The following is a 25,366-nucleotide window of genomic DNA, read 5'->3' as shown; positions in this document are numbered from 1 at the left end:
GCCGACGGCACCGTACGGCCGGCGCGTTCGGGCTCGAAAGGGCCGAGACCACACACTGCATCGCCGGGTCACAGCACCGGCGGTATCGCGACACAGGGGGAAACCGTGCCTGAGGAGACCTTGGCGGCAGGATGGACCGGGAGCGTCTGGGAGCTGGGGGTCCTGCTCGCAGGGCTCGGCTTCTTCCTCCTGTGCGTGATGCTCGCCTTCCGCCTCATCAACAAGGCCACCGCGACCCTCAATCGCGTCAACAAGACGCTCGACAAGGTCGATCACGAGATCGGCCCGATCCTGCGGAACGTGAACACCACCCTCGACAACGTCAACGGCTCCCTCACCCAGGTCGAGGGCGAGCTGGAGAAGGTCGGCACGATCACCGGGAACGCAGCGCACATCTCCTCGAACGTCGCCAACATCACGAGCCTGGTCGTCTCGGCCGTCGGCTCCCCGCTGGTGAAGGCCGCCGCGTTCGGGTTCGGCCTGCGCACGGCCGTCAAGAAGCGCCACCAGGACGTGGACGAGCAGCAGGTGCGGCGCATGGTCGAGGCTTCGCGCCAGACCAAGCGCCAGGCGAAGCGGGCCGCGAAGGCCCGCCGGAAGTCCGGCGAGTAGACCGCACGCGACAAAACGGCTTGAGGAGTACCCGTGTTGAAACGGATGATCTGGGTAGGCATCGGTATCGCGGTCGGCGTGATCGTGGTCCGCAAGGTCACGAAGGCGGCGGAGTCGGTCACTCCCGGCGGGGTCGCCGAGCGTGTGGGCGACGCCGGTGCTGAAATGAGGGCATCGTTCAAAGCGTTCTGGGCGGACGTCTCTGAGGCCAAGCAGGCCAAGGAGGCCGAGCTGTTCGAAGCGATCGAGCGCGGCGAGGACATCACGCCGCTCCTCACTGAAGACGAAGAAGAGGGCGACCCGGCCCGCGGCCGGTCGTTCTAGCAGTTTCGAGCCCTTGAAGGAGGTGCCCCATGGAGACCGCTGAAATCCAACGCCGGTTTCTGAAGTTCTTCGAGTCCAACGGCCATACGGTGGTCCCCAGCGCACCGCTGCCGGCCTTCGAGGACCCGAACCTGCTGTTCGTGCCCGCGGGCATGGTCCCGTTCGTGCCCTACTTCCTGGGCCAGGCGACCCCTGAGTGGAGCCGCGCCACGTCGGTGCAGAAGTGCATCCGCACGCCCGACATCGACGAGGTCGGCAAGACCTCCCGCCACGGCACGTTCTTCCAGATGAACGGCAACTTCTCCTTCGGGGACTACTTCAAGGAGCAGGCGATCCGCTACGCCTGGGACCTCACCACCGGCTCCATCGAGTCCGGCGGCCTCGGCCTCGACGGCGACAAGATCTGGGCCACGGTCTACCTCGACGACGACGAGGCGATCGACATCTGGCACCGGCAGATCGGGCTGCCGCTCGACCGCATCGTGCGCCGCGGACAGGCCGACAACATGTGGTCGATGGGCATCCCCGGCCCTTGCGGCCCCTGCTCCGAGCTGTACTACGACCGCGGCCCCGACTACGGCCCCGAAGGCGGCCCGGAGGTCGACGAGGACCGCTACCTCGAGTTCTGGAACCTCGTGTTCATGCAGAACATCCGCGGCGGCGGCCCCGCCAAGGAGGGCTACGAGATCACCGGCGACCTGCCGAAGAAGAACATCGACACCGGCATGGGCATGGAGCGCATGGCCGCGCTCCTCCAGGGCGTCGACAACATGTACGAGACCGACCAGGTCCGGCCGATCATCGACAAGGCCTCGGAACTGACCGGCAAGCGCTACGGCGTCTCGACCTCGCACACCGCCTCCGAGTCCCACCCGGACGACATCCGCTTCCGGGTGATCGGCGACCACGTGCGCTCCTCGCTGATGCTCATCGGCGACGGCGTCGTGCCCTCCAACGAGGGCCGCGGCTACGTGCTGCGCCGCCTCATGCGCCGCGCGATCCGCGCCGTGCGCCTCCTCGGCTACGACAAGCCCGCGATGCCGGAGCTGCTGCCGGTCGCCATGGAGCGCATGTCCGCCGCGTACCCGGAGCTCCGCACCGACTTCGAGCGGATCTCCTCCTACGCGTACGGCGAGGAAGAGGCCTTCCTCAAGACCCTCAAGCACGGCACGACGATCCTCGACACCGCCGTGTCCGAGACCAAGTCCGAGGGCGGCAAGACCCTCTCCGGCTCCAAGGCGTTCGAGCTGCACGACACGTACGGCTTCCCGATCGACCTGACCCTGGAGATGGCCGAGGAGCAGGGCCTCTCGGTCGACCAGGAGGGCTTCCGCAAGCTCATGACCGAGCAGCGCCAGCGCGCGAAGGCGGACGCGGCGGCCCGCAAGACCGGCCACGCGGACCTGTCGGCGTACTGGCAGCTTCTCCAGGAGCAGGGCCCCACCGACTGGAAGGCCTACGAGACCCTCGACACCGAGTCGCGCGTCATCGGCGTCCTCAAGGACGGCCAGCCGATCCCGCTCGCCAAGGCCGGGGACATCGTCGAGGTCGTGCTCGACCGGACCCCGTTCTACGCCGAGTCCGGCGGCCAGCACGCCGACGCCGGCAAGCTCGTCGGCCCGAGCCTGTTCGCCGAGGTCCTCGACGTGCAGCGCCCGGTCAAGAAGCTCGTGGTCCACAAGGTCCGCGTCCTCGAAGGCGAGCTCGTCCTGGACGACAAGGTCGAGGCCTCGGTCGACCCCGAGTGGCGTCTCGGTGCGCGCCAAGCGCACTCCGGCACGCACGTGGTCCACGCGGCCCTGCGCGAGGTGCTCGGCCCGACCGCGCTCCAGTCCGGTTCGTTCAACCGGCCCGGCTACCTGCGCCTCGACTTCTCGTGGCGCTCGAAGCTCTCCGACGAGACGAAGAGCGAGATCGAAGAGGTCTCCAACCGCGCCGTCCGCGACGACCTGCCGGTCGCCGTCCAGTACATGACGCTCCCGGAGGCCAAGGACTTCGGCGCGGTCGCGCTGTTCGGCGAGACCTACGACGAGACCGTGCGCGTCGTCGAGATCGGCGGCCCCTGGTCGCGCGAGCTCTGCGGTGGCACGCACGTGTCGCGCTCGGCCCAGATCGGCCCGCTCGTCCTGACCGCCGAGTCCTCGGTCGGCTCCGGCCAGCGCCGCGTCGAGGCCGCCACCGGCATGGAGGCCTACAAGTACCTGGCGCGCGAACGCGACCTCGTCACGCAGATCGCCGAAGAGATCGGCGCCCAGCGAGGCGACGTGCTCGAACGCGTGCGCGCCATCCTGCAGCGCACCAAGGACGCCGAGCGCGAGCTGGCGAACCTCCAGGCGAAGGCCGTCTCCGGCCGCGCCGCCGAGTTCGCCGCCGCCGCGAAGCAGGTCGGGGCCGTCAAGGTCGCGGCCGTGCAGGCGCCCGAGGGCACCAAGGGCGGCGACGTCCGCAACCTCGCCATGCAGATCCGCGGGCACCTGCCCGAGGACCAGCCCGGCGTCGCCGCGGTCGTGGCGACCGCCGGCGGCAAGGCCAGCATCGTCGTAGCGGCCAACAAGGCCGCGCAGGCGCAGCACGTCTCGGCGCAGGCGCTCGTGAAGGCCGCGCTGTCCGGCAAGGGCGGCGGCAACGACGAGGTCGCCCAGGGCGGCGGCGTCCCGGCCGACCAGGCCCCGCAGTTGCTCGCGGCCGTCACCGGCGCGATCAACGCCTAGATGAACGACACAGCGAACGGCCCCGCACCCGTGCAATGGGTGCGGGGCCGCCGTCTCGGCATCGATCTGGGCAAAGCGCGTATCGGTGTCGCCGTGTGCGACCCGGACGGACTCCTCGCCACTCCAGTCGCGACAGTTCGTCGCGACCTCAAAACCGCTGGTGAGGACATTCCCAGCGATATCCGGGAAATCGCCGAAACGGCCCGCGAGTACGAGGTTGTCGAAATCGTCGTTGGCCTACCCGTTACTCTTTCGGGTGAGGAGGGGCCGGCCGCCGCTCACACCCGAGCCTGGGTGCAGCGATTCGCCGACCACGTCTCACCCGTTCCGGTGACCCTGACCGATGAGCGCATGACCACCGCCGTCGCGACCCGCAGACTCAATGAGGGCGGCGTGCGCGGCAAGCGGAAGCGCTCCATCGTCGATCAGGCGGCGGCGGTGGAGATCCTCCAGCATTGGTTGGACCAGCGGCGGAGGTAGAGAACAGGATGCTCGGCGATTTTAGGACCGAGGACGAGCGGGCGGATGCTCCCAGGAGCCACCGCCGCAAGGACTCCGGCAAGTCCGTGATCGCCATGACCCTGGTCGTGGCCCTGTTCGCGATCATCGGCGTCGGCGGCTGGTGGGCGTACGACAACGTCATCAAGGACTACTTCGTCGCCGAGGACTACTCCGGCGATGGGAACGGCACCGAGGTCACCATCACCGTCGAGGACGGTTGGTTCGTCTCCGACATCGCGAACCACCTCCAAGAGGAAGGCGTCGTCGCCTCCGCGAAGGCGTTCCTCAACGCCTCCGAGGACGACGGCAACTCGGGCCAGGAGATCCAGCCGGGCACCTACACCATGCAAGCGGAGATGTCGGCCGCCTCAGCGCTGGCCTACCTCCTCGACGAGGCCAACCGCATGACCAACGCGGTCACCATCCCCGAGGGATTCCGCATCTTCGAGGTCTTCGCGAGGCTCTCCGAGCACACCGGCGTCCCAGTCGAGGACTTCGAGGCGTTGGCCGGGGACCCGGAGGCGCTCGGCGTCGACCCCATCTGGTTCGAGGGCTTCGGCGACCGCCAGGTGAAGTCCGTCGAGGGGTTCCTGTTCCCCTCCACGTACGAGTTCGACGAGACTTGGACCGCCGAGGACATGCTGAAGGCCATGATCGAGCGGTTCAACACCGAGATCGCGGAGATCGGCTTCCTCGAGGACATCCAGAACATCCCCGACCCCGACCCCGGCTTCGACCCCAGCACCCTCCCCGAGCAGACGTTCAACCCGCCCACCAACGGGGAGTTCAAGATCTACCCGTGGATGGCGCTCCAGATCGCCTCGATCGTCCAGTCGGAGTCCGGCATCGCCGAGGACGACGCGAAGATCGCACGGGTCATGTACAACAAGCTCTACCTCAGCTGGATCGATCACGGTCAGACGAACTGCAACTGCTTCGAGTCCGAGGCGATCTGGAACTACGGTCGCCTCTACGACGGTGAAGAGGCGATCACCTCTCACGAGGACATCAACTGGTTCGAGGTCATGCGCGACCCCGACAACCCATGGGCGGCGAGCGCCCGGGAGAACGCCGGATACATGCCGACCCCCATCTCGAACCCCGGCGCGGCCGTGCTCGAAGCCGCCGCCAACCCCGTCGACGGCGACTGGCTCTTCTTCGTGACCGCCTACGAGGACGGCAGGGCCCTGTTCGCGCACGACCACGACGATCATGAGGACAACACCGCGATCGCCCGCGAGAACGGTATGGCCTGATGCGCGCCGCCGTCCTCGGGAAGCCCATCGAGCACTCGCTGTCCCCGGTCATCCACAACGCCGGGTACCTCGCGGCGGGCCTGCACGACTGGACCTACACGCGCCACGAATGCGACGAGCCGGCGCTCGCCCGCTTCGTCGACTCGCTCGACGAGACCTGGGCCGGGCTCTCGCTCACCATGCCGCTCAAGGAGATCGCCCTCACCGTCGCCGATGAGGCCACGCCGGTGGCCGAGGCGATCGGCGCGGCCAACACGCTCGTGCTGCGCGGCGGGCGGCGCCTCGCCGACAACACCGACGCGCCCGGGATGGTGGACGCGCTGGCCGAGATCGGACTGCGCGAGGCCGAAGAGGTCGCCGTGCTCGGCGCGGGCGGTTCGGCCCGCGCGGCGCTGGCCGCCGCCCACCAGCTCGGTGCGGGCGCCGTCCAGGTCTACGCCCGCCGCCGCGAGGCGATCATCGAGCTCGAACCGGTCGCCTCCGCACTCGGGCTGCGGCTCGAGGCCCGCAGCTGGGAGGAGGCCGTGCACGTCGGCGACGCCGACCTGGTGATCGCCACCGTCCCGAAGGGCGTCACGGACACCCTGCGCCTGAAGTGGAAGCCCGGCGCGGTCCTGTTCGACATCCTCTACGACCCGTGGCCGACCCCGCTCGCCGCCGAGGCCGAGAACCAGGGCGTGCGGGTCCTCGACGGGCTCGCGCTGCTGCTCGCGCAGGCCGTGCGGCAGTGGACCCAGTTCACCGGACTCGACGAGGCCCCGGTCACGGCGATGCGCGAGGCGCTCTACGGAGCGGTACCGTCGAGAAGGACCTCATGACCCCGCTCCCCTTGACCGAACGCTGAATCGAGACCGGCATGGACCACACCTTCCTCTACGACGGGGACTGCGCGTTCTGCACCAAGGCCGCCCAGTTCATGGAGAAGCACATCCGCACCACCGCCGAGATCACCCCTTGGCAGTGGGCCGACCTCGACGGGCTCGACGTGACCCAGGCCGAGGCCGAGGAGGCGGTGATGTGGATCGAGTCCAACTTCCAGAAGTCCGGGCCGGACGCGATCGCCGTGGTCCTGCGCCGCGCCCAGTGGTACTGGAAGCCCTTCGGCTGGGTCCTCTCGTTCGGATGGGTCTCGAAGCTCGCCTGGCCGGTCTACCGGCTCATCGCCCGCAACCGCCACCGGCTCCCCGGCGGCACCGCCGCGTGCTCGCTGCCACAGGCCGAACGGGACCGCCTCCAAGGCAACTGACATTCCGTCCCAAGCTGGTTGACCCGGATATGGCATACTCGCCCGGTGCCGAACGTCGCCGCCGAGCCACCGCTGACGCGCCGAGGGAAGCTCGCGCGGATCGCGGCGACCCTCGCGATGACCCTCGCGCTCATGGAGACCTCACTGTGGGGCACCGATGACTTCTTCCCCTTCGCGCCGTTCAAGATGTACTCGCACGCGCACGACCCCGACGGCTGGGCGAACAGCACGAGCCTCATCCTCACCGACGCCACCGGGCGCAGCTTCCCCATCGGCGACAACGACACCGGTTTCCGCCGCGCCGAACTCGAAGGCCAGCTGAGCCGCTTCCGCGAGGACCCCGCCCTCCTGGCGCTCGTGGCCGAGGCCTACGAGGACGCCCACCCGGGCAGCCCCGAAATCGTCGCCGCCGAAGTGCGCATCGTCCACTACGAGCTCAAAGACGGCGAGCGCACCGGCGCCGAGCGGACCGAGATCGCCGCGGTCTGGACCGAAGGGCCCGATGCGCCGTGACCCGCTACGTGAACGGCTTCTTCTTCACGCCCGTGGCCCTCGGCCGCGTCGCCGCGATGCGCTTCCTCGCCGGGCTCTTCGTCTGGATCGAATGGTGGGCCTACAAGCCGTTCATCATCCAGCACCGCTTCCTCCCCGAAGACCTGTACCAGCCGCTCCTCGTCGGCAGAGTGCTGCCGATCCCCGCCCCGAACTACTGGATCGTCACCGGCACCCTCGTCGTCATGCTCGCGGCCGCGCTGCCGGTGATGTTCGGCTACCGCCCGCGCCTGTTCGGGTGGATCCTCTTCATCGCCTACTTCGAGTGGATGCTCATCTACAACTCGTACGGCAAGGTCGACCACGCGAGCTTCGGGTTCATGGTGCTCCTGCTCGTGCTCTGCATGATGCCCGACCAAGCCCGCTGGGGCGACCGCGTGCACGTCTCCGAACGCGTCGGGTGGGGCTTCAACCTGGTGCAGATCGCCGTCGTGTGCACCTACTTCCTCTCGACCTGGTCCAAGTTCCGCTACGGCGGCTTCGACTGGGCCAACTCCGGGGTCTTCACCTGGGCGATCATCCGCCGCGGCACGGTCTTCTCCGACTGGCTGCTCGACTTCCCGCAGCTCCTCATCGCCGCCCAGTGGGGCATGATCGCGTTCGAACTGCTCACCCCGCTCGTGCTCTTCGTCTACCCCTGGAAGCGGATCCAGTACTCGATCATCGCGTTCTTCTACGTGTTCCACGTCGGGATCTTCGCCGCGCTCACGATCAGCTTCCTCCCGCACCTGTTCGCCATGGCCTGCTTCCTGCCGCTCGAACGGATCGACCCGAAGCGCTTCGTCCGCCGCGTCCGCTCGGGACGCAAAGGCCGCGAAGGGGATCCGAAGCCACGCGATCGCGACGAACCGGACCCCGAACTCACCGCCACCGGCTGACTCGGGGAAGTCCCCTGTGGCACACCCGTGCCATACTCTTGCCGTGGATACCCAGTACGCGAAGGTCCGACCGCTCGGGCGGGCGGTGCGGGTCACGATCACCATGGTCGTGCTCGCCCTCGTCACCGCCACCACCTTCTGGGGCGGCGACGACTTCTTCCCCTTCGCGCCCTTCAAGATGTACTCGTTCTCGAAAGAACTCGACGGCTGGGCCGGATCGACCCGCGTCGAAGCCGTCAACGAGCTGGGCGAGCGCTTCAGCCTCACCGAGGCCGCCACCGGCTTCCGCCGCGCCGAGGTCGAGGGCCAGAAGAGCCGCTTCGTCGAGGACCCGAGCCTGCTCGAGTACCTCGCCCAGGCGTACGAGAACACCAACCCCGACAAGCCCGAGATCGTCACCGTCGAGATCATCGAACGCCGCTACCGCCTCGAGGACGGCCACCAGACCGGCGAGGTCACCGAGGTCGTCGAGGCCAGCTACACCCGCGAAGGAGCCGACGCGTGACCCCGCTGACCACCAGGGCCGCCGGCTGGTTCTTCCAGCCCGTCGCGCTCGGCCGCGTCGCCGCGATGCGCTTCCTCGCCGGAGCGTTCATCTGGGTCGACTGGTGGTGGTACATGCCGTGGATCCTCGGCCACCGCCACGTCCCCGGCGAGCTCTACCAGCCGCTCTTCATCGCCCGCGTGCTCCCCGTCTTCCCGGTCCCCACCTACGAGATCGTCGTAGGCACCCTCGTCGTGCTCCTCGCGGCCTCGATCCCCATGATGTTCAACAAGGCCCCGCGCCTCTTCGGGTGGATCTGCGCGGTCGCCTACTTCGAGTGGATGATCATCGCGATGTCCTACGGGAAGGTCGACCACGGCAAGTTCGCCTTCCTCATCCTCCTGTTCCTCCTGCCCACCATGCCGAAAGCCCGCTGGGGCGACCGCCGGAACCTCTCCGAGCACGTCGGCTGGGGCTTCAACCTCGTCCAGATCGGCGTGGTCTGCACCTACTTCTTCGCGGCCTGGGCCAAGATCCGCTACGGCGGCTGGGAATGGGTCAACTCCGCGACCATGACCTGGGCGATCATCCGCCGCGGCACCGAGTTCTCGACCTGGCTCCTCGACTACCCGTGGCTGCTGCGCCTCTCCCAATGGGGGATGGTCGGGTTCGAGCTGCTCAGCCCCATCGTGATGTTCGCGGCCGCCAAACGCCTCAGATACGGCATCGTCGCCTTCTTCTACTGCTTCCATCTCACGGTCTTCCTCGCCGTCGAGATCAGCTTCCTGCCCCATATGGTCGCCATGGCCTGCTTCCTCCCGCTGGAGCGCATCGATCCGCGTGAGCTGATTCGCAAAGTGCCGCGGCTCCCCGGCCGGATCCGCCGCAAACTCCAGGCCCGCAAGGCGATACCAGCGCAGACGACTTCCGGGACGACGACGCGGGAGCCCGAACCGACGTCCTGACCCGCGGAAAACGAGTGGCCCGCTCCCACCGAATCTTCCTACGGTGGGAGCATGCCGATTCTCGAAGCCCGATCCCTCACCAAGACCTTCCGCAGGCCTGACAAGGCCTCAGGGTTCAAGGGCGCCGTCAAACACCTGATGCAGCGCAAATTCAAGAACTACACCGCCGTCGACGGGATCGACCTCTCGATCGACGCGGGCGAATCGGTGGCCTACGTGGGGCCCAACGGTGCCGGCAAGTCCACCACCGTCAAGCTCCTCACCGGCATCCTCCGGCCCTCCGAAGGCACCGTTCGGGTGATGGGCCGCGACCCGCACACCGAGCGCATCGCCAACGCCCACGACATCGGCGTTCTTTTTGGCCAGCGCACCCAGCTCTGGTGGGACCTGCCCGTCGAAGAGTCCCTCAAACTCCTCAAGCACATGTACGGCGTCTCCGACGCCGACTACCAACGCCGCATCGCCAAGTTCGACGAGCTGCTCGACCTGAACGAGTTCATGCCCGCGCTCGCCCGCACCCTCTCCCTCGGCCAGCGGATGCGGGCCGACCTCGCGTGCGCGCTCATCCACGACCCGAAGATGGTCTACCTCGACGAGCCCACCATCGGCCTCGACATCTCCGTGAAGGACCGCCTTCGCGCGTTCCTGCGCGAACTCGTCAACGACGGCACCACGCTCCTTCTTACCAGCCACGACCTGGCCGACATCGAGGAGGTGTGCGAGCGGATCGTCGTGATCGACAAGGGCGCCATCGCCTACGACGGCTCCATCGAGCGACTCAAGGCCCACTACATCACCACCAAGGCCGTGAACCTCTACCTCGAGGGCACCGCGGACGTCCCGGCCCTGGCCGAGAAGTTCCCCGACTACGAGTGGACCGCCGGCGAAGCGCCCTCCGAGGTCACCGTCACCTACGAGTCGGGCCGCTTCACCACCGCCGAGGTCCTCGGCTCGCTCACCGCCCAGCTCTCCCCGCGGGACCTGTCGCTCTCCGAGCCGTCCATCGAGGACGTCATCCGCCGCCTGTACGCGGGGGAGCTCACCAAGTGAGCCGTATGCGCCGCACCGCCCGACCGCACGACGCACCGAACCGGAGCAGACGAAGATGACCCACGCCCTCGCGGTCGACCGCGCGCTCGTGGTCATCGCGTTCAAGCGCCGACTCGCCTACAAATCCGGCTGGATCTTCGGCCTCGCCCTCGGCGGCGGCTCCATGCTCATCTCGCTCACCATGTGGCAGAACCTGCTCGGCGACGGATCGCTGAACGGCTACGACTGGGCGTCGATGCGCGCGTACACGATCATCGGCTTCATCGCCGCCACCATGGTCTTCGGCGCCGCCGACTACCAGATCGCCGACCGCATCCTCGACGGCCACATCGCGGTCGACATGACCAAACCCGTCGACTTCCAGCGGGCCCGCGCCGCCGAGTACATCGGCTCGATGATCTCCACCGCCCCGACCGCCGCGCTCGGCGTCCTCGGGGCCTGGCTGCTGTTCGATCCGCCCGGACCGGTCACGCCGACGGCGGGCCTGCTCACCGCTCTCAGCTTCGTCCTCCTGTTCCCCCTGGCCTTCGGCATCACCTACCTCTCGGTCCTGGTGTGCTTCTGGACCAAGCGGTACCTGGGGATCATGTGGCTGCGCGAGGCCCTGCTCAGCTTCTTCTCCGGACTCATGATCCCGCTCGCGTTCATGCCGGGCTGGCTCCAGGCCGCGGCCTGGGCCCTGCCGTTCCCGCACTTCACGACCACCCCGTCCGCGATCTACCTGGGCCGGGTCGACACCGCGGGCGCGCTCGGCCTCATCGCCGCCGAGGCCGCCTGGGTCGTGGGCCTCTGGTACGCGGGCCGGCTCGTCTTCCGCTTCGCGGTCAGGAAAGTGACGGTGCACGGTGGCTGACGTCTCGTCCATCAGCAGGACGGTGCCGATCCGGCACGCCTCCGGCGTCTACTGGCGCGCGCTGGCGGCGCATGTCCGCTCCGTCATCGAATACCCGGCCGACCTGTGGATCATGGCCACGGCAGGAGCGGTGTGGAACGTCCTGCAGTTCGCGTTCCTCGCCGTGCTGTTCGCCAACGTCCCGCACATCGAAGGCTGGGGCTTCCACGAGATGCTCATGCTCTCGGGCCTCCTGAGCATCGCCGGCGGCGCGAACGCGCTGTGCTTCGACGGCGCCTGGAACACCGGCAGCATGGTCATCAAGGGCGACATCGACTACCGGATCACCCGGCCCGCCCCGGTGATCCTCCAGGTCGGGTCCTCGCACATCGGACTCCAGTCGTTCGGCGAGCTGGCTCTGGGCTTCGCGATGCTGGTCTACGGCTGGATCGGCGCCGGAGTCGGCATGGCGTGGATTCCGGTCGGCGCGCTGGCGATCGTCTGCGCGGCCCTCATCCAGACGGCGCTCGTGACCGCGTTCTGCGCCGTGAACTTCTGGATCAAGAGCCCCATGTCGATCTTCGCGTTCCTCCTGATCCAGCTCCAGGGCGGCGCGATGAAGCTGCCGCTCGGCGTCTTCCCGGCAGCGGTCAGGGTCGTCGCGCTGTTCATCGTGCCGGTCGCGTTCATCAACGTCGTTCCCGTCGCGGTCTTCACCGGCCACATGACCGCCTGGTGGCTGGTCGGCGTGCCGCTCGCCGCGGTGGCGGCGGTGGCGCTGGCCGCGGGCGTCTACCGGCTCGGCCTGCGCGCCTACGACTCGGCGGGACACTGACATGGCGAACCTGGACGTCGCGCTCGCGACCATCTCGTTCAAACGCAAGATCGCGTACAAGTCCACCTGGTTCTTCTCCGTCCTCTTCGGAGAGTGGTCGCTCCTGGCGGGCCTGGCCGTGTGGAACCACCTCATCGGCGACGGTGAGATCGGCGGCTACGACTGGGACGCCATGAAGGCGTACCTGATCATCGGCTTCCTCACCGGGACGCTCGCCTGGGCCGGGTCCGACTGGGAGATGGCCGGTCGCATCCTCGACGGCATGGTCGCGATCGACCTGACCAAACCGGTCGACTTCCAGCGGGCGCGCGCCGCGGAGTACATCGGCGGCATGACGGCCTCGATCCCCTCCGCGATCCTCGGGACCGCCGCCGCGGCGCTGCTCTTCCGGCCCGCGGGCCCGGTCTCGCCGCTCGCGGCGGCGCTGACCGCGTTCAGCCTGCTGTTCATCTTCCCGCTGGCCTTCGGCATCAGCTACCTCGCGACGCTCGCCTGCTTTCTGACGCAGCGGTTCCTCGGCATCCAGTGGGCCAAGGACAGCATGGTCGCGTTCTTCTCCGGGATGATGATCCCGGTCGCGCTCATGCCCGTCTGGCTCCAGGGCGTCGCCTGGGCGCTGCCGTTCGTCCACTTCACCACCACGCCCGCTTCGATCTACCTGGGCCGGGTCGACACCGCGGGCGCACTCGGCCTCATCGCCGCCGAAGCCGCCTGGGCCGTCGGCCTCTGGGTGATCGGGCGCCTCATCTGGCGCCGGCTCGTCAAGAAGGTGACCGTCCATGGCGGATAAGGGAACTGCCGCTCTCCACGCCGCGGGCGTCTACCGCCGCTCCATCGGCGCCTACCTCCGGTCGATCGGGGAGTACCCGGCGGACTTCTGGGTCATGACCGTCTCGGGGACCTTCTGGCAGAGCATGCTGTTCGCGTTCTTGAGCATCCTGTTCGCGAACGTCCAGGCCATCGCCGGATGGGACTACCACGAGATGCTCGTCCTCGCGGGTTTCCTCGCCACCTCCTGGTCGGCCACCTCGCTGCTGTGGGACGGGATCTGGGACACCGGCAAGATGGTCGTCGAAGGGGACATGGACTACCGGATCACCCGGCCCGCGCCCGTGCTCGTCCAGGTCGGCTCGAAGCACGTCGGCATGCAGGTCTTCGGCGAGGTGACCATGGGCCTGGTGATGCTCGTGATCGGCTGGACCGGCGCCGGGCTCGGCCTCGCGGCGATCCCGGTGGGGCTCTTCCTCCTCGCGTGCGCGATCGTCATCCAGGCGTCGCTGCTGACCATCGCGAACGCCGTGAACTTCTGGATGAAGGGGCGCACGCCGGTCATCGCGTTCGCGCTGACCGAACTGCAGAACGAGGCCCTGCGCTTCCCGCTGACGATCTTCCCGGCCGCGGTGCGCCTGGCCCTGACCTTCGGTCTGCCGCTCGCGTTCGCCAGTTTCATCCCGGCCCAGATCCTCACCGGCAGGCTCTCCGAATGGTGGCTCCTCACCGCTCCGATCGCAGCGGCGGCGACCGTGGCCATCGCGATCGGGACCTTCCGGGCGGGCCTGAAGGCCTACGACTCCGCCGGCCACTGATCGCCATGAGCATGCGATGCGCATGCTAACCTGGAGTCATGGTGTTCATCCAGGTCAGAAACGTTGAGGAGGAGCTCCGCGAGGCCGCGAAGCGACGCGCAGCAGAGCTCGGGGTCGATCTGTCGACCTACGTCAGGAATCTGATTCGGCGCGACGTCAACCAACCGAGCATGGCCTCATGGCTTGAGGACGTGACGGCCGACCCGATCGGGCAGCCGTTCAACGCGGCGGAGGCGATCACCGAAGCTCGCGCTGAACGCGACGAGCAGATCCGCCGGAACCTGGGGGACGCGGGGTGATCGTGGTCGACGCCAGCGTCGTCCTCGCGCTGCTGACCGGCAATGCGGCTACGACTACGATCGCCGAGCAATTGCACCGCGATTCGGACGTGATCGCCCCGGCGCATCTGGATGCGGAGGTGCTGTCAGCGCTCCGGGGCCGGATGCTCGGTAGGCATCTCACCATGGGGGACCTGCGAATCGCAGCGGCCCGGCTCGCCGCCGCCCCGATCCGGCGAATCCCGCTGGAGAGTCCGAGGCTGCTGCTGGAGGCCGTGCGCTGGTTCCACAACCTCTCGGCTTACGACGCCTGCTATGCGGCGCTTGCCAAAGAGTTCGACGCGACGCTGCTGACGGGCGACAAGGGCCTGGCGGACACGGCGATCCGTGCACAGATCGACTGCCTGCACATCGACTGCTCCTGAGGCGGATCCGAGCAGGATCGAGGGCCTGCGACCTCGCCGGCCACCGACCCGAGCACCCGGCAGGGGTCAGGAAGGCGAGGCGACGTTGATGCCGTTGAGGTTCGCGACTTCGAGGAGTCGCTTGTCGTAGACCAGCATCCAATCGATCTCCTTGCGGAACTCCATTACGGATGCCAGGTGGATTGCGTCGAGTGATCGCAGAAGCGGCGGTTGGCACGTGGGCGCGTAGAGCAGGATGCCGTCCGAAAGCGGGACTCGGACCATGCGGGTGATGAGCTGCTGGGCTTGCAGCAGCGCCATGGGCTGCCTGCGCATCACACCGCGGAGCAGTTCAACTCGCGTCAGATCGCTTGTGGCCCAAGGCTGCTCCGGATGGCCATCCAACCACGCTTCGAGGGCGGCCGTCTCGTCCTCGGTGACCACGAGTTTCATCAGTGCCGAGGTGTCGAAGTAGATCAAAACCGGTCCTCGCGCAGTTCGTCGAGGATTTCCTGGCTTGAAGCGGCGCCAGAGGCGGCGGGGATGCTCTTGATGTCCCGCTATGCGACGGCCGCGGACGGGATCGACAAGGCCCGTGCCGTGATCCGGTCGTTGGAATTGGCTTTGACTCGGCAACCCCTTGCAGTGCAAGCTGGTCTACCGCCTCCCCCTGATCCCTGGATGCACCTTGACCGCAATCCCCGTCCGAGCGCGCCCCCGCGCGTTCTCCGTCGACCTCGCGCTGGCCGTCGTGGCCCTGAAACGGCGCCTCGCCTACCGCTTGAACTGGATCTTCAGCGTCGTGCTCGGCGGCGGCGAACTCCTCGTCTCCCTCACGCTCTGGGGCACCATCCTCGCCGAGCAGGGATCGGTCGCCGGCTACGACTGGGACGCCATGCGCACCTACTACGTGATCGGCTTCGTCACCGGCACCTTCGTCTTCAGCGGCTCCGACACCGCCCAGCGCATTCTCGACGGCAGCGTCGCGATCGACCTGCTCAAGCCCGTCGACTTCCAGCGGGCCCGCGCCGCCGAGTTCTACGGCGGCCTCGCCGGCTCGCTCCCGACGATGGCCGTCGGGCTCACGATCGCCCTGATCTTCTTCACGCCGCTGCCGCCGGCCTCCGTCGCCGCGGGACTGCTCACCCTCGTCAGCATCGCCCTGATCGCCCCGATCGCGTTCAGCGTCGTGTACCTGTCCACCATGCTGTGCTTCTGGACCCGCAGCTACCACGGCATCATGTGGGCCCGGCAGACCGTCGTGGCGTTCTTCTCGGGGGCGATGGTGCCCTTGGCGATCATGCCTGGCCCGCTGCAGGTCCTCGCCTGGTGCCTGCCGTTCGTCCACTTCACGACCACTCCGTCCCAGATCTACCTCGGCCGGGTCGACGCCCTCGGCGCGCTCGGGCTCATCGCGGCCCAGGCCGCATGGGCGGTCGCCCTCTGGTTCCTCGGGCGCTGGCTGTGGAGCCGCGCGGTCCGGGCCGTCACCATCCATGGAGGCTGACATGCGCCATACCGCCGCCGTCTACACCCGCCTGATCACCGCGCAGTTCCGCTCCATCACCGAGTACCCGGCCGACTTCTGGACGATGATCTCGGTCGCGCTGGTCCAGCAGGCCGCGCAGCTCGCCTTCATCGCGGTGATCTTCGCGCAGATCACGACCCTCGACGGCTGGGGCTTCCCGGAGATGCTCCTGCTCATCGGCTTCATGGTCCTGACCGATTCGGTGACCGAGGTCGGCTGGGACGGCATGTGGCGGGTCGGCCGCATGATCGTCGACGGCGGCCTCGACTACGCCGTCGTCCGGCCGGCCCCGGTGATGATGCAGATCGGCGCCAGCGCCATCGGCATGCAGTCGGCGGCGAACCTGGCCACCGGCGCGACGATGATCGCCATCGGCTGGAGCGGCGCGGGCATCGCGCCGTCGATGATCCCCGCGGCGATCCTGCTCTTCCTCTGCGCCGTCGTAGTGCAGCTGACGATCATCACGACGATGAACTGCGCGAACTTCTGGCTCAAGGGCCCGAGCCCGATCTTCGCCTGGCTGACCGCGCAGACCCAGGAGACCGCGACGCGCTTTCCGCTGACGATCTACCCCAGGGCGGTCCGCGCCCTGCTCACCTGGGCCGTGCCGCTCGCCTTCGTCAACTACATCCCGGTCCGGATCCTCACCGGCGCTCTCCCCGCGTGGTGGCTGGCGATCCCGCCGATGGTCGCCCTGGTCCTCTTCGGCGCCGCCGTCCTGGTGGCCAAGGCGGGCCTGCGCCGATACGAATCCGCGGGACACTGACGTGTCGCGGCTCACGCGAAAAAACCAGTTGCGCGGTTCCGGGGCGGTCCGCTAGGGTTCTCGCTGTTGCCCGAGGCGTGTCGCCTTGGGACTCTTGAGGATTGGAGGTGTCACTGATGGCTGTCGTCGTCCGCGTTCATGCCTTGAAACTCAGTTCACCTCCCGTCGGCTCGCGCTGATTCCGCAGCGAGCGACGGACCTTCCTCCAGGAGCTCGCCACCTTGGCACGCAAGTCTGACTTTTCCGAATCCTTCCAATCCATCAAAAGCCGCAAGTCCAAGAACCGCCAGGTCTTCTCAGCGGAGGACCACGCGCGGTTCGAGGAGATGCGCACCGAGTTCGACGAGACGCCGCAGGACGACGGCCCGCCCGCCGGCGACCGGTGGTCGATCTGGTGGGACTCCGAGCCGCTGCAGCGCGGCCCCGAACCCCGCCCGGACTGGGTCATCACCGACCACGGGGCCGTCGACTACGAACTCGGGGTCCTCAAGACCGGCAAGGAAGCCGACGTCTTCCTCATCGAACGCGTCGTCCCCGGCACCGACCGGGCCGTGATCCTCGCGTCGAAGCGCTACCGCAGCGCCGAGCACACCCAGTTCAACCGGGCCGGGGACTACATGGCCGGGCGCGGCGCGAAACGCTCACGCGACGCCCGCGCCATGGCCAAGCGCACCACGTTCGGCCTCGAGCAGGCCGCGGGCCGCTGGGCCGCCGCCGAGTTCGACGCGCTCAAGACCATGTACAACGCCGGCGTCCCGGTCCCGTACCCGGTCCAGATCCTCGGCCGAGAGGTCGTCATGGAGTTCATCGGCGAGGGCCGCACGGCCGCGCCGCGGCTCGCCGAGACCAGACCGGACGAGGTCGAGCTCGAGAACCTGTGGGAGCAGGCAGCCGAGGCGCTGCGGCGCATGACCGAGCTCGGCTTCGCCCACGGCGACCTCTCGTCCTACAACACGGTCGTGCAGGACGGGCGGCTCGTCGTCCTCGACCTCCCGCAGGTCGTGGACCTGTACGCGAATCCGCTGGGCTTCGACTTCCTCACCAGGGACGTCGAGAACCTCGGGTCGTGGTTCACCGGGCGCGGCATCGCCCGTGACGAGGTCGACGACCTCCAAGCGGAGCTGAAGGCCTTGGCCGCCATGCCGTAGTCACGGGTGTGTCGGGGGCGGGTCATATCCTTGTGGTGTGGCAGTTGATTACCGTCCCGCCCCCGGCACCATCCCGACCGAGCCGGGCGTCTACCGCTTCCGGGACCGCGACCGGCGCGTCATCTACGTGGGCAAGGCCAAGAACCTCCGCAACCGGTTGAACTCGTACTTCGCCGACGAGTCGCGGCTGCACGAGCGCACCCGCCGCATGGTCAACACCGCCCGCAGCGTCGAGTGGACCGTGGTCGCCACCGAGGTCGAGGCCCTCCAACTGGAGTGGACCTGGATCAAGGAGTACGACCCGCGCTTCAACGTCATGTTCAAGGACGACAAGTCCTACCCGTGGCTGGCCGTCACCGTGGGGGAGGAGTTCCCGCGCGCCCAGGTCATGCGCGGCGCCCGACGCAAGGGCGTGCGCTACTTCGGACCGTTCGGCTCCGCGTGGGCCATCCGCCAGACCCTCGACCTCCTCACCCGGGTCTTCCCGATCCGCACCTGCTCCGACTCGGAGTTCAAGCGCTGCAACCGGATCGGCCGTCCCAACCTCCTCGCCGACATCGGCAAATGCTCCGCCCCCTGCGTCGGCCGCATCTCCGCCGAGGACTACCGCGAACTCGTGAACGGCTTCTGCGCCTTCATGTCCGGCGACCACGCCCCCGTGCGCCGTCGGCTCCTCAAGGAGATGCAGGAGGCCTCCGAAGCCCTCGAATTCGAGAAGGCCGCGCGCCTGCGCGACGACATCGGCGCACTCGACAAGGTCCTCGAACAGCAGGTCGTGGTCCTCGCCGAAGACGTCGACTGCGACGTCATGGCCGTCGCCGACGACGAGCTCGAAGCGGCCGTCCAGGTCTTCCACGTCCGCAACGGCAGGATCCGCGGCCAGCGCGGCTGGGTCATCGACAAGGCCGAACCGGTCGACCTTCCCGGGATCGTGGAGGCCTTCTGCCTTCAGTTCTACGGCGAGCAGAACGAGGTCGTGCCCCGCGAGGTGCTCGTCCCGGCCCTCCCCGGCGACGCCGAGGCCCTCGCCGAACTCCTCTCCGAACGGCGCGGCGCCAAGGTCGACCTGCGCGTGCCCCGCCGCGGCGACAAGCGCGCGCTCGCCGAGACCGTCGAGAAGAACGCCATCGAGAACCTGCAGCGCCACAAGCTCAAGCGCGCCGGCGACCTCACCGCCCGCTCGAAGGCCCTCGAAGAGCTCGCGGACGCCCTCGACCTGCCCGAGGCGCCGCTGCGGATCGAATGCTACGACGTCTCGCAGTCCCAAGGGGAGGACGTGGTCGCGTCTATGGTCGTCTTCGAGGACGGCCTGCCGCGCAAGAGCGAGTACCGCCGCTTCGTCATCAAAGGCGAGCGCAAGGACGACCTCGCGAGCCTCCAGGAGACCCTGCGCCGCCGCCTCGCGAAGCTCGCCGACCAGCCGACCGGCTCGCCCACCGAGGAGGACGAGGAGCCCAAGCGCGGCTTCCACTACCCGCCGCAACTGCTCGTCGTCGACGGCGGCCAGCCGCAGGTCGCCGCGGCCGAGGCCGTGTTCGCCGAACTCGGCATCGACACGATCAACCTCGCCGGGCTCGCCAAGCGCCTCGAGGAGATCTGGCTCCCCGGCGAGGACTACCCGGTGATCCTCTCGCGCACCTCCGAGGCCCTGTACCTCATGCAGCGCGTCCGCGACGAGGCCCACCGCTTCGCGATCTCCCTGCACCGCACCAGGAGGCGCAAGAGCCTCATCAACTCGGCCCTCGACGGCGTGCCGGGGCTCGGCGAGTCCAAGCGCAAGGCCCTCCTCAAGCAGTTCGGCTCCGTCAAGCGCATCCGCGAAGCCGAACTGTCCGATTTGGAAGCGGTTCCGGGGATCGGCCCCAAACTGGCCGTGGCTTTGCAGACACATCTGCGTAATCCCGACGACAACGGGGCTTGAGAAGCGGTAGGTAGTAATACGCTTGTCAGTTCGGCAAGCACGTCGAAGCCGTGTCACCACGGCGGCAGGAACGAACTCGGGGATACTGGACTTATGGGTGTGGCAGCAGTGCAAGCGGACGGGACCGACCGCAGCGAATTGGACCTGGTGATCGTCACCGGCATCTCCGGAGGCGGCCGCTCGACGGTGGCGCGCGCACTGGAGAACGTCGGCTACTACGTCATCGACAACCTCCCCGAATCGCTCGTCGGCCAGGCCGCCGAGCTGGCCGCGGCCGGGGGAGCGGAGGTGCGGCGCACCGCGATGGTCCTCGACGTGCGCTCACGCGCGTTCATGACCGACCTCGTGGGCGTCATCGAAGACCTCCGCAAAGGCGGCTTCAAACCCCACCTCGTGTTCGTCGACGCCGACGACGACATCATCATCCGCCGTTTCGAGAAGGTCCGCCGCGCCCACCCGCTCCAAGGCGACGGCATGCTCGCCGACGGCATCGCCGCCGAGCGCCGCATCCTCGAACCGGCCCGCGGTTCGGCCGACACCCTCTTCGACACCACGCACATGAACGAGAACCAGCTGCGCTCCCGCGTCGAGGAGGCCTTCCTCGCGCCCTCCACCCCGGGACTCCAGTTCACCTGCATGTCCTTCGGGTTCAAGTACGGCATCCCGCGCGATGCGGACTACGTGGCCGACGTAAGATTCCTTCCCAACCCGTACTGGGTTCCCACCCTGCGCGAGCACACCGGGACCGACCAGGACGTCTCCGACTACGTCCTCGGTCAGGACGGCGCCGAGGAATTCGTCGCCGCCTACGCCTCCCTGCTGCTCGGCACCACCCAAGGGTTCGAACGGGAAGGCAAGCGCTACATGACGATCGCCATCGGCTGCACCGGCGGCAAGCACCGCTCCGTCGCCATCGCCGAATCGCTCGCGAAGCGCCTCAACGCCGCCGGGTTCCCCGCCAACACCCACCACCGCGACCGGGGCAACGAGTGACCGACGCGCCCGCAGGACCCGGCCGCAACGGCCACGCCGCCCACACGGGTCCTCCGGACGCCCTTCGTCCCCGCCCCGAACGCCCCACACCCGAGGTGACCGCATGACCAGAGTCGTCGCGTTCGGCGGCGGTCGGGGCCTCTCGGCCGCGCTCCGCGCCCTCACCAGGCTCGACGTCGACCTCACCGCCGTGGTCACCGTGGCGGACGACGGCGGCTCCACCGGCGACATCCGCGCCACCCGGCCCGTCCTGCCCCCCGGCGACCTGCGCAAAGCCCTCGTCGCCACCGCGGACCCCGCCAAATCCGAGACCGCCCGCCTCTTCTCCCACCGCTTCGGCGGCCACGACTTCCTCACCGGCCACCCCGTCGGCAACGTCGTCCTCACCGGCCTCCTCGAACTCCACGACAACCCCGTGGACGCCCTCGACTTCGCCGCCCGCCTCCTCGGCTCACGCGCCCGCGTCCTCCCCATGTCCCGCACCCCGCTCGACATCGAGGCCGACCTCGAAGAGGGCCCCGGCACCCGCACCATCGTCGGCCAGCACGACGTCGCCGTCGCCGACGGCAACGTCATGGACGTGCGGCTCCTCCCCGCCGACGCCACCGCCTGCCCCGAGACCCTCGAAGCCGTCGCCGAAGCCGACTGGCACGTCTTCGGCCCCGGCTCCTGGTACACCTCCGTCATCCCGCACCTCCTCCTCCCCGATCTCCGCGAGGCCGTCGGCGCCTCCAAAGCCCGCCGCATCGTCGTGCTCAACCTCTCCGAGGAGAAGGAGACCGACGGCCTCACCCTCGCGGGACATCTCGACACGCTGCGCCGATACGCGGAAGGTGTCCGGTTTCACTACGTCGTCTCGGGCGACACCCGAACCCTCGCCGACCCCGGATCGTTGAACAGTGCGGCACAATCGTTGGAGGCCCAGCTCGTGGCGGCGGATCTCGCCTCCGACGGCGTGACGCACGATGTCGCCGCGCTGGCTGCCGTATTGGGAAACCTGCTGGTCGAAGATGGTGGTTTACGAATGGCGATGACCTCGGAGGTCAAGGACGAACTCAGTCGCATCGAGGTGACGAAATCCTGCTGCCAGCGCGCCGAACTGGGCTCGCTCTTCCGGTTCGCCGGAGGCCTCCACCTCGTCGGCCAGGGCAACGTCGTCGTCGAGGCCGAGGTCGACGCCGGCAACGTCGCCCGCCGCGCCAAGCGCATGATCGACCAGCTCTACCACTACGAGTCCGAGATCCACGTGCTCGTGGCCGCGGGGCTGCGCCGCAACAACCACTACCTGCTGCGCGTCATGGCCGACGGCCAGGCCTTCTCCAAGCAGATCGGCCTCACCGACCAGCGCGGCTACCCCGTCCGGGGGCTGCCCAACCACGTCGTCGGCGCCTACCCGTGCTGCGCCGAGGCCGCTTGGCGCGGGGCCTTCCTCGCCCGCGGCTCCCTCACCGAGCCCGGCCGCTCCTCCTCGCTCGAGGTCACCTGCCCCGGCCCCGAATCGGCGCTGGCGCTCGTCGGCGCCGCCCGCAGGCTCGGCATCGCCGCCAAGTCCCGCGACGTGCGCGGCGTCGACCGCGTCGTCATCCGCGACGGCGACGCCATCGGCGAACTGCTCACCCGCCTCGGCGCCCACTCCTCGGTCCTCACTTGGGAGGAGCGGCGCGTCCGCCGCGAAGTGCGGGCCACCGCCAACCGCCTCGCCAACTTCGACGACGCCAACCTGCGCCGCTCCGCGCGCGCCGCCGTCGCCGCCGCCGCGAAGGTCACCCGCGCCCTCGAAGTCCTCGGCGACGACGTCCCCGAGCACCTCGCCTCCGCCGGGCGCCTGCGCCTCGACCACCGCCAGGCCTCCCTCGAGGAACTCGGCGCCCTCGCCGACCCGCCCCTGACCAAGGACGCCATCGCCGGCCGCATCCGCCGCCTCATCAACATGGCGACCAAGCGCGCCCAGGAGCACGGCATCCCCGGCCCCGACGACGTTGTCGCGGAAGAGGAAATGCTCGTCGCCTGACGCGTGCACGACCTGCCCGTCCTTGGGCGCGGTAACCCGAACCGACGGCCGATCAACCTATACGCTTAACCGCGATGTCACACCTCTGTTCCGGGTGTGACATGATCGGGGGGAACCGGCCGCGAATGGTTCAGGAACCGCAGCGGTAGGGTCAAAGAGTGCTCGGCGACGAGGCCGAACAGCGATCTGTTCCACCGTCGCTATTCGGCTGAACGGATCGCGTACGAGACCGCTCCCGGTCTCAGTCAAATATTCGATCCTGTTCAAGCGAGGAGATGGCCACGTGACCATCCGTGTGGGCGTCAACGGCTTCGGCCGAATTGGGCGCAACTTCTTCCGGGCGGTTCTCGCCTCCGGCGCCGATGTCGAAATCGTCGCCTTCAACGACCTCGGCGACCTCAACACGATCGCCAACCTGCTCAAGTACGACTCGATCCTCGGCCGTCTGCCGTACGAGGTCAAGATCGGCGACGGTGAGCTCACCGTCAACGGCAAGACCATCAAGGCGTTCAGCGAGCGCGACCCGAAGAACCTCCCCTGGGGCGAGATCGGCGCGGACGTCGTCATCGAGTCCACGGGCTTCTTCACCGACGGCACGAAGGCCTCGGCCCACCTCGAAGGCGGCGCCAAGAAGGTCATCATCTCCGCTCTGGCGAAGAACGAGGACATCACGATCGTGATGGGCGTCAACCACGACAAGTACGACGCCGAGAAGCACAACATCATCTCGAACGCGTCCTGCACCACCAACTGCCTGGCCCCGATGGCCAAGGTCCTCAACGAGTCCGTGGGCATCGAAAAGGGTCTGATGACCACGATCCACGCCTACACCCAGGACCAGATGCTGCAGGACGGCCCGCACAAGGACCCGCGCCGGGCCCGTGCCGCCGGCCTCAACGTCGTGCCCACCACGACCGGTGCCGCCAAGGCCGTCGGCGTGGTGCTGCCCGAGCTCAACGGCAAGCTCGACGGCTACTCGCTGCGCGTCCCGATCGCGACCGGCTCGATCACCGACCTCACCTTCGAGGCGTCGCGCAACGTGACGGCCGAAGAGGTCAACGCCGCGCTCAAGGCCGCCGCCGAGGGCCCGCTCAAGGGCATCCTGTACTACACCGAGGACCCGATCGTCTCCAAGGACATCGAGACCGACCCGCACTCGTGCATCATCGACGGCCTCCTGACCAAGGTCATCGACAACCAGGTCAAGGTCTTCGGCTGGTACGACAACGAGTGGGGCTTCTCGAACCGCCTCGTCGACCTCGTCAAGCTGGTCGGCTAGCGGTCTGATGCAGACGCTCGACGAACTCCTGCAGGAGGGCGTCAACGGTCGGCGCGTACTCGTACGCGCCGACCTCAACGTCCCTCTCGACGGGAAGAACATCACCGACGACGGCCGCATCCGCGCCGTCGCGCCCACCGTCAAGGCGCTCGCCGAAGCCGGCGCCCGTGTCGTGGTGTGCTCGCACCTGGGCCGCCCGAAGGGCGAGCCCGACCCCGCCTTCTCGCTGGCCCCCGTGGCCCAGCGCCTCGGCGAGGTCCTCGGCCGCGAGGTCGCCTTCGCGACCGACACCGTCGGGACGGACGCCGAGACCAAGGCCGTCGCCCAGAGCGACGGCGACGTCCTCCTGCTGGAGAACCTGCGCTTCAACAAGGGCGAGACCAGCAAGGACGACACCCAGCGGGCCGAGTTCGCCGGCCAACTGGCCGCGTTCGGCGACGTGTACGTGGACGACGCCTTCGGCGCCGTGCACCGGGGGCACGCCTCCGTCTACGACGTCGCGAAGCTGCTCCCGCACTACGCGGGCTGGCTCATCGCCAAGGAGGTCGAGGTCCTCTCGAAGCTCACCGGCAAGCCTGAGCAGCCGTACGTCGTCATCCTCGGCGGCGCGAAGGTCTCCGACAAGCTCGCGGTCATCGACAACCTGCTCGACAAGGTCGACACCCTCATCGTCGGCGGCGGCATGATGTTCACCTTCCTCGCCGCCAAGGGCTTCGAGGTCGGCTCCTCGCTGCTCGAGAAGGACCAGATCGAGGTCTGCAAGACCTACCTCGAGCGCGCCGAGGAACTCGGCGTCGAACTGCTGCTGCCGGTCGACACGACCACCGCGGCCGAGTTCGCCGCCGACGCCGAGCCGCTCACGGTGGGCGTGGACGCGATCCCGGCCGACCGGATGGGCCTCGACATCGGCCCCGAGTCCGCGAAGCTCTTCGCCGAGCGGATCGCCGGAGCCAAGACCGTGTTCTGGAACGGCCCCATGGGCGTCTTCGAATTCCCCGACTACGCCGCCGGCACCAAGACCGTCGCGCGGGCGCTCGTGGACTCCGAGGCGTTCTCGGTGGTCGGCGGCGGCGACTCCGCCGCCGCGGTCCGCACCCTCGGCCTGCCCGAGGACGGCTTCGGCCACATCTCGACCGGCGGAGGAGCGAGCCTCGAGTACCTCGAGGGCAAGACCCTGCCCGGCCTGGACGCACTGGAGAATTGAAG

Annotated in this window: 27 protein-coding genes and 1 pseudogene; 27 read left to right on the top strand and 1 reads right to left on the bottom strand. The window is 68.4% G+C overall.

Going from position 1 to position 25,366, the window contains the following annotated elements:
- The first annotated feature begins 105 nt into the window (after positions 1-105).
- From JHY01_RS11295 to JHY01_RS11210, 18 genes are read left to right on the top strand one after another with little or no spacing between them, the layout of a single operon-like run.
- The gene (locus JHY01_RS11295) at positions 106-612 is read left to right on the top strand and encodes a DUF948 domain-containing protein (RefSeq protein WP_205325732.1); all 507 of its coding nucleotides are present in this window, start codon (positions 106-108) and stop codon (positions 610-612) included.
- 33 nt (positions 613-645) lie between these two features.
- Entirely contained in the window at positions 646-936 is a 291-nt protein-coding gene (locus JHY01_RS11290) for a hypothetical protein (protein ID WP_205325731.1), read from the top strand.
- A gap of 29 nt (positions 937-965) precedes the next feature.
- Positions 966-3,647: an alanine--tRNA ligase gene (alaS, locus tag JHY01_RS11285; protein WP_205325730.1), complete on the top strand. Its 2,682-nt coding sequence runs from the start codon at positions 966-968 to the stop codon at positions 3,645-3,647.
- Entirely contained in the window at positions 3,648-4,127 is a 480-nt protein-coding gene (gene ruvX / locus JHY01_RS11280; RefSeq protein WP_205325729.1) for a Holliday junction resolvase RuvX, read from the top strand. It abuts the gene before it with no gap.
- A complete protein-coding gene (gene mltG, locus JHY01_RS11275; protein WP_205325728.1) occupies positions 4,103-5,404 on the top strand; it encodes an endolytic transglycosylase MltG in 1,302 nt (433 codons plus the stop codon). Before ruvX ends, mltG begins: the two co-directional genes overlap by 25 nt.
- Complete coding sequence (locus tag JHY01_RS11270; protein ID WP_205325727.1) at positions 5,404-6,222, top strand: shikimate dehydrogenase; 819 nt, start codon at positions 5,404-5,406, stop codon at positions 6,220-6,222. Before mltG ends, JHY01_RS11270 begins: the two co-directional genes overlap by 1 nt.
- Before the next feature lie 38 nt (positions 6,223-6,260).
- Positions 6,261-6,650, top strand: coding sequence for a thiol-disulfide oxidoreductase DCC family protein (locus JHY01_RS11265; RefSeq protein WP_205325726.1), 390 nt, complete (start codon positions 6,261-6,263; stop codon positions 6,648-6,650).
- A gap of 45 nt (positions 6,651-6,695) precedes the next feature.
- Positions 6,696-7,163, top strand: coding sequence for a hypothetical protein (locus JHY01_RS11260; RefSeq protein ID WP_205325725.1), 468 nt, complete (start codon positions 6,696-6,698; stop codon positions 7,161-7,163).
- Complete coding sequence (locus JHY01_RS11255; RefSeq protein ID WP_205325724.1) at positions 7,160-8,080, top strand: hypothetical protein; 921 nt, start codon at positions 7,160-7,162, stop codon at positions 8,078-8,080. Before JHY01_RS11260 ends, JHY01_RS11255 begins: the two co-directional genes overlap by 4 nt.
- A 43-nt stretch (positions 8,081-8,123) precedes the next feature.
- Positions 8,124-8,585 carry a hypothetical protein gene (locus JHY01_RS11250; protein WP_205325723.1) on the top strand — a complete coding sequence of 154 codons (462 nt, stop codon included), beginning with the start codon at positions 8,124-8,126 and terminating at the stop codon, positions 8,583-8,585.
- Positions 8,582-9,529, top strand: a complete 948-nt coding sequence (locus JHY01_RS11245; protein ID WP_205325722.1) for a hypothetical protein — start codon at positions 8,582-8,584, stop codon at positions 9,527-9,529. Before JHY01_RS11250 ends, JHY01_RS11245 begins: the two co-directional genes overlap by 4 nt.
- A gap of 51 nt (positions 9,530-9,580) precedes the next feature.
- Positions 9,581-10,579 carry an ATP-binding cassette domain-containing protein gene (locus tag JHY01_RS11240; protein ID WP_205325721.1) on the top strand — a complete coding sequence of 333 codons (999 nt, stop codon included), beginning with the start codon at positions 9,581-9,583 and terminating at the stop codon, positions 10,577-10,579.
- A gap of 55 nt (positions 10,580-10,634) precedes the next feature.
- Entirely contained in the window at positions 10,635-11,432 is a 798-nt protein-coding gene (locus JHY01_RS11235) for an ABC-2 family transporter protein (RefSeq protein ID WP_205325720.1), read from the top strand.
- Positions 11,425-12,246: an ABC transporter permease gene (locus JHY01_RS11230; RefSeq protein ID WP_205325719.1), complete on the top strand. Its 822-nt coding sequence runs from the start codon at positions 11,425-11,427 to the stop codon at positions 12,244-12,246. The genes JHY01_RS11235 and JHY01_RS11230 overlap by 8 nt, the downstream gene beginning before the upstream one ends.
- A gap of 1 nt (position 12,247) precedes the next feature.
- A complete protein-coding gene (locus tag JHY01_RS11225; protein WP_205325718.1) occupies positions 12,248-13,036 on the top strand; it encodes an ABC-2 family transporter protein in 789 nt (262 codons plus the stop codon).
- Positions 13,026-13,832 carry an ABC transporter permease gene (locus JHY01_RS11220; RefSeq protein WP_205325717.1) on the top strand — a complete coding sequence of 269 codons (807 nt, stop codon included), beginning with the start codon at positions 13,026-13,028 and terminating at the stop codon, positions 13,830-13,832. Before JHY01_RS11225 ends, JHY01_RS11220 begins: the two co-directional genes overlap by 11 nt.
- Before the next feature lie 38 nt (positions 13,833-13,870).
- The gene (locus JHY01_RS11215; protein ID WP_205325716.1) at positions 13,871-14,131 is read left to right on the top strand and encodes a hypothetical protein; all 261 of its coding nucleotides are present in this window, start codon (positions 13,871-13,873) and stop codon (positions 14,129-14,131) included.
- Entirely contained in the window at positions 14,128-14,535 is a 408-nt protein-coding gene (locus JHY01_RS11210) for a type II toxin-antitoxin system VapC family toxin (protein WP_205325715.1), read from the top strand. The genes JHY01_RS11215 and JHY01_RS11210 overlap by 4 nt, the downstream gene beginning before the upstream one ends.
- A 66-nt stretch (positions 14,536-14,601) precedes the next feature.
- On the opposite strand, the gene JHY01_RS11205 is transcribed toward JHY01_RS11210, so the two are convergent.
- Entirely contained in the window at positions 14,602-14,994 is a 393-nt protein-coding gene (locus JHY01_RS11205) for a type II toxin-antitoxin system VapC family toxin (RefSeq protein ID WP_205325714.1), read from the bottom strand.
- A gap of 208 nt (positions 14,995-15,202) precedes the next feature.
- On the opposite strand from JHY01_RS11205, the gene JHY01_RS11200 reads away from it, so the two are divergent.
- The 9 genes and pseudogenes from JHY01_RS11200 (at position 15,203) to pgk (ending at position 25,364) form a co-directional block, all read left to right on the top strand.
- Positions 15,203-16,021 (top strand): ABC-2 family transporter protein, encoded by an 819-nt coding sequence (locus JHY01_RS11200; protein ID WP_205325713.1) that lies wholly within the window; start codon positions 15,203-15,205, stop codon positions 16,019-16,021.
- Position 16,022: 1 nt separating this feature from the next.
- A complete protein-coding gene (locus JHY01_RS11195; protein WP_205325712.1) occupies positions 16,023-16,808 on the top strand; it encodes an ABC transporter permease in 786 nt (261 codons plus the stop codon).
- A 221-nt stretch (positions 16,809-17,029) separates the two neighbouring features.
- Positions 17,030-17,956: a serine protein kinase RIO gene (locus JHY01_RS11190; RefSeq protein ID WP_240192634.1), complete on the top strand. Its 927-nt coding sequence runs from the start codon at positions 17,030-17,032 to the stop codon at positions 17,954-17,956.
- Positions 17,957-17,993: 37 nt separating this feature from the next.
- Positions 17,994-19,877 (top strand): excinuclease ABC subunit UvrC, encoded by a 1,884-nt coding sequence (uvrC, locus tag JHY01_RS11185; RefSeq protein WP_205325711.1) that lies wholly within the window; start codon positions 17,994-17,996, stop codon positions 19,875-19,877.
- A gap of 93 nt (positions 19,878-19,970) precedes the next feature.
- Positions 19,971-20,870, top strand: coding sequence for an RNase adapter RapZ (gene rapZ / locus JHY01_RS11180; RefSeq protein ID WP_374199522.1), 900 nt, complete (start codon positions 19,971-19,973; stop codon positions 20,868-20,870).
- Between the two features lie 103 nt (positions 20,871-20,973).
- A pseudogene (gene yvcK, locus JHY01_RS28120) lies at positions 20,974-21,735 on the top strand (uridine diphosphate-N-acetylglucosamine-binding protein YvcK); the annotation flags it as partial.
- A gap of 159 nt (positions 21,736-21,894) precedes the next feature.
- Positions 21,895-22,881, top strand: a complete 987-nt coding sequence (gene whiA, locus JHY01_RS28115) for a DNA-binding protein WhiA (protein WP_275889753.1) — start codon at positions 21,895-21,897, stop codon at positions 22,879-22,881.
- 283 nt (positions 22,882-23,164) lie between these two features.
- On the top strand, positions 23,165-24,160 hold the full coding sequence (gap, locus tag JHY01_RS11170) for a type I glyceraldehyde-3-phosphate dehydrogenase (protein WP_205325709.1): 996 nt from the start codon (positions 23,165-23,167) through the stop codon (positions 24,158-24,160).
- A 7-nt stretch (positions 24,161-24,167) separates the two neighbouring features.
- On the top strand, positions 24,168-25,364 hold the full coding sequence (pgk, locus tag JHY01_RS11165; protein ID WP_205325708.1) for a phosphoglycerate kinase: 1,197 nt from the start codon (positions 24,168-24,170) through the stop codon (positions 25,362-25,364).
- Positions 25,365-25,366: the final 2 nt, after the last annotated feature.

This window comes from Glycomyces sp. YM15 (genome assembly GCF_016918015.1).
Lineage (GTDB): Bacteria > Actinomycetota > Actinomycetes > Mycobacteriales > Micromonosporaceae > Glycomyces.
Note: the sequence above shows the minus strand (reverse complement) of the source record. Positions and strands in the feature narration are given on the sequence as shown.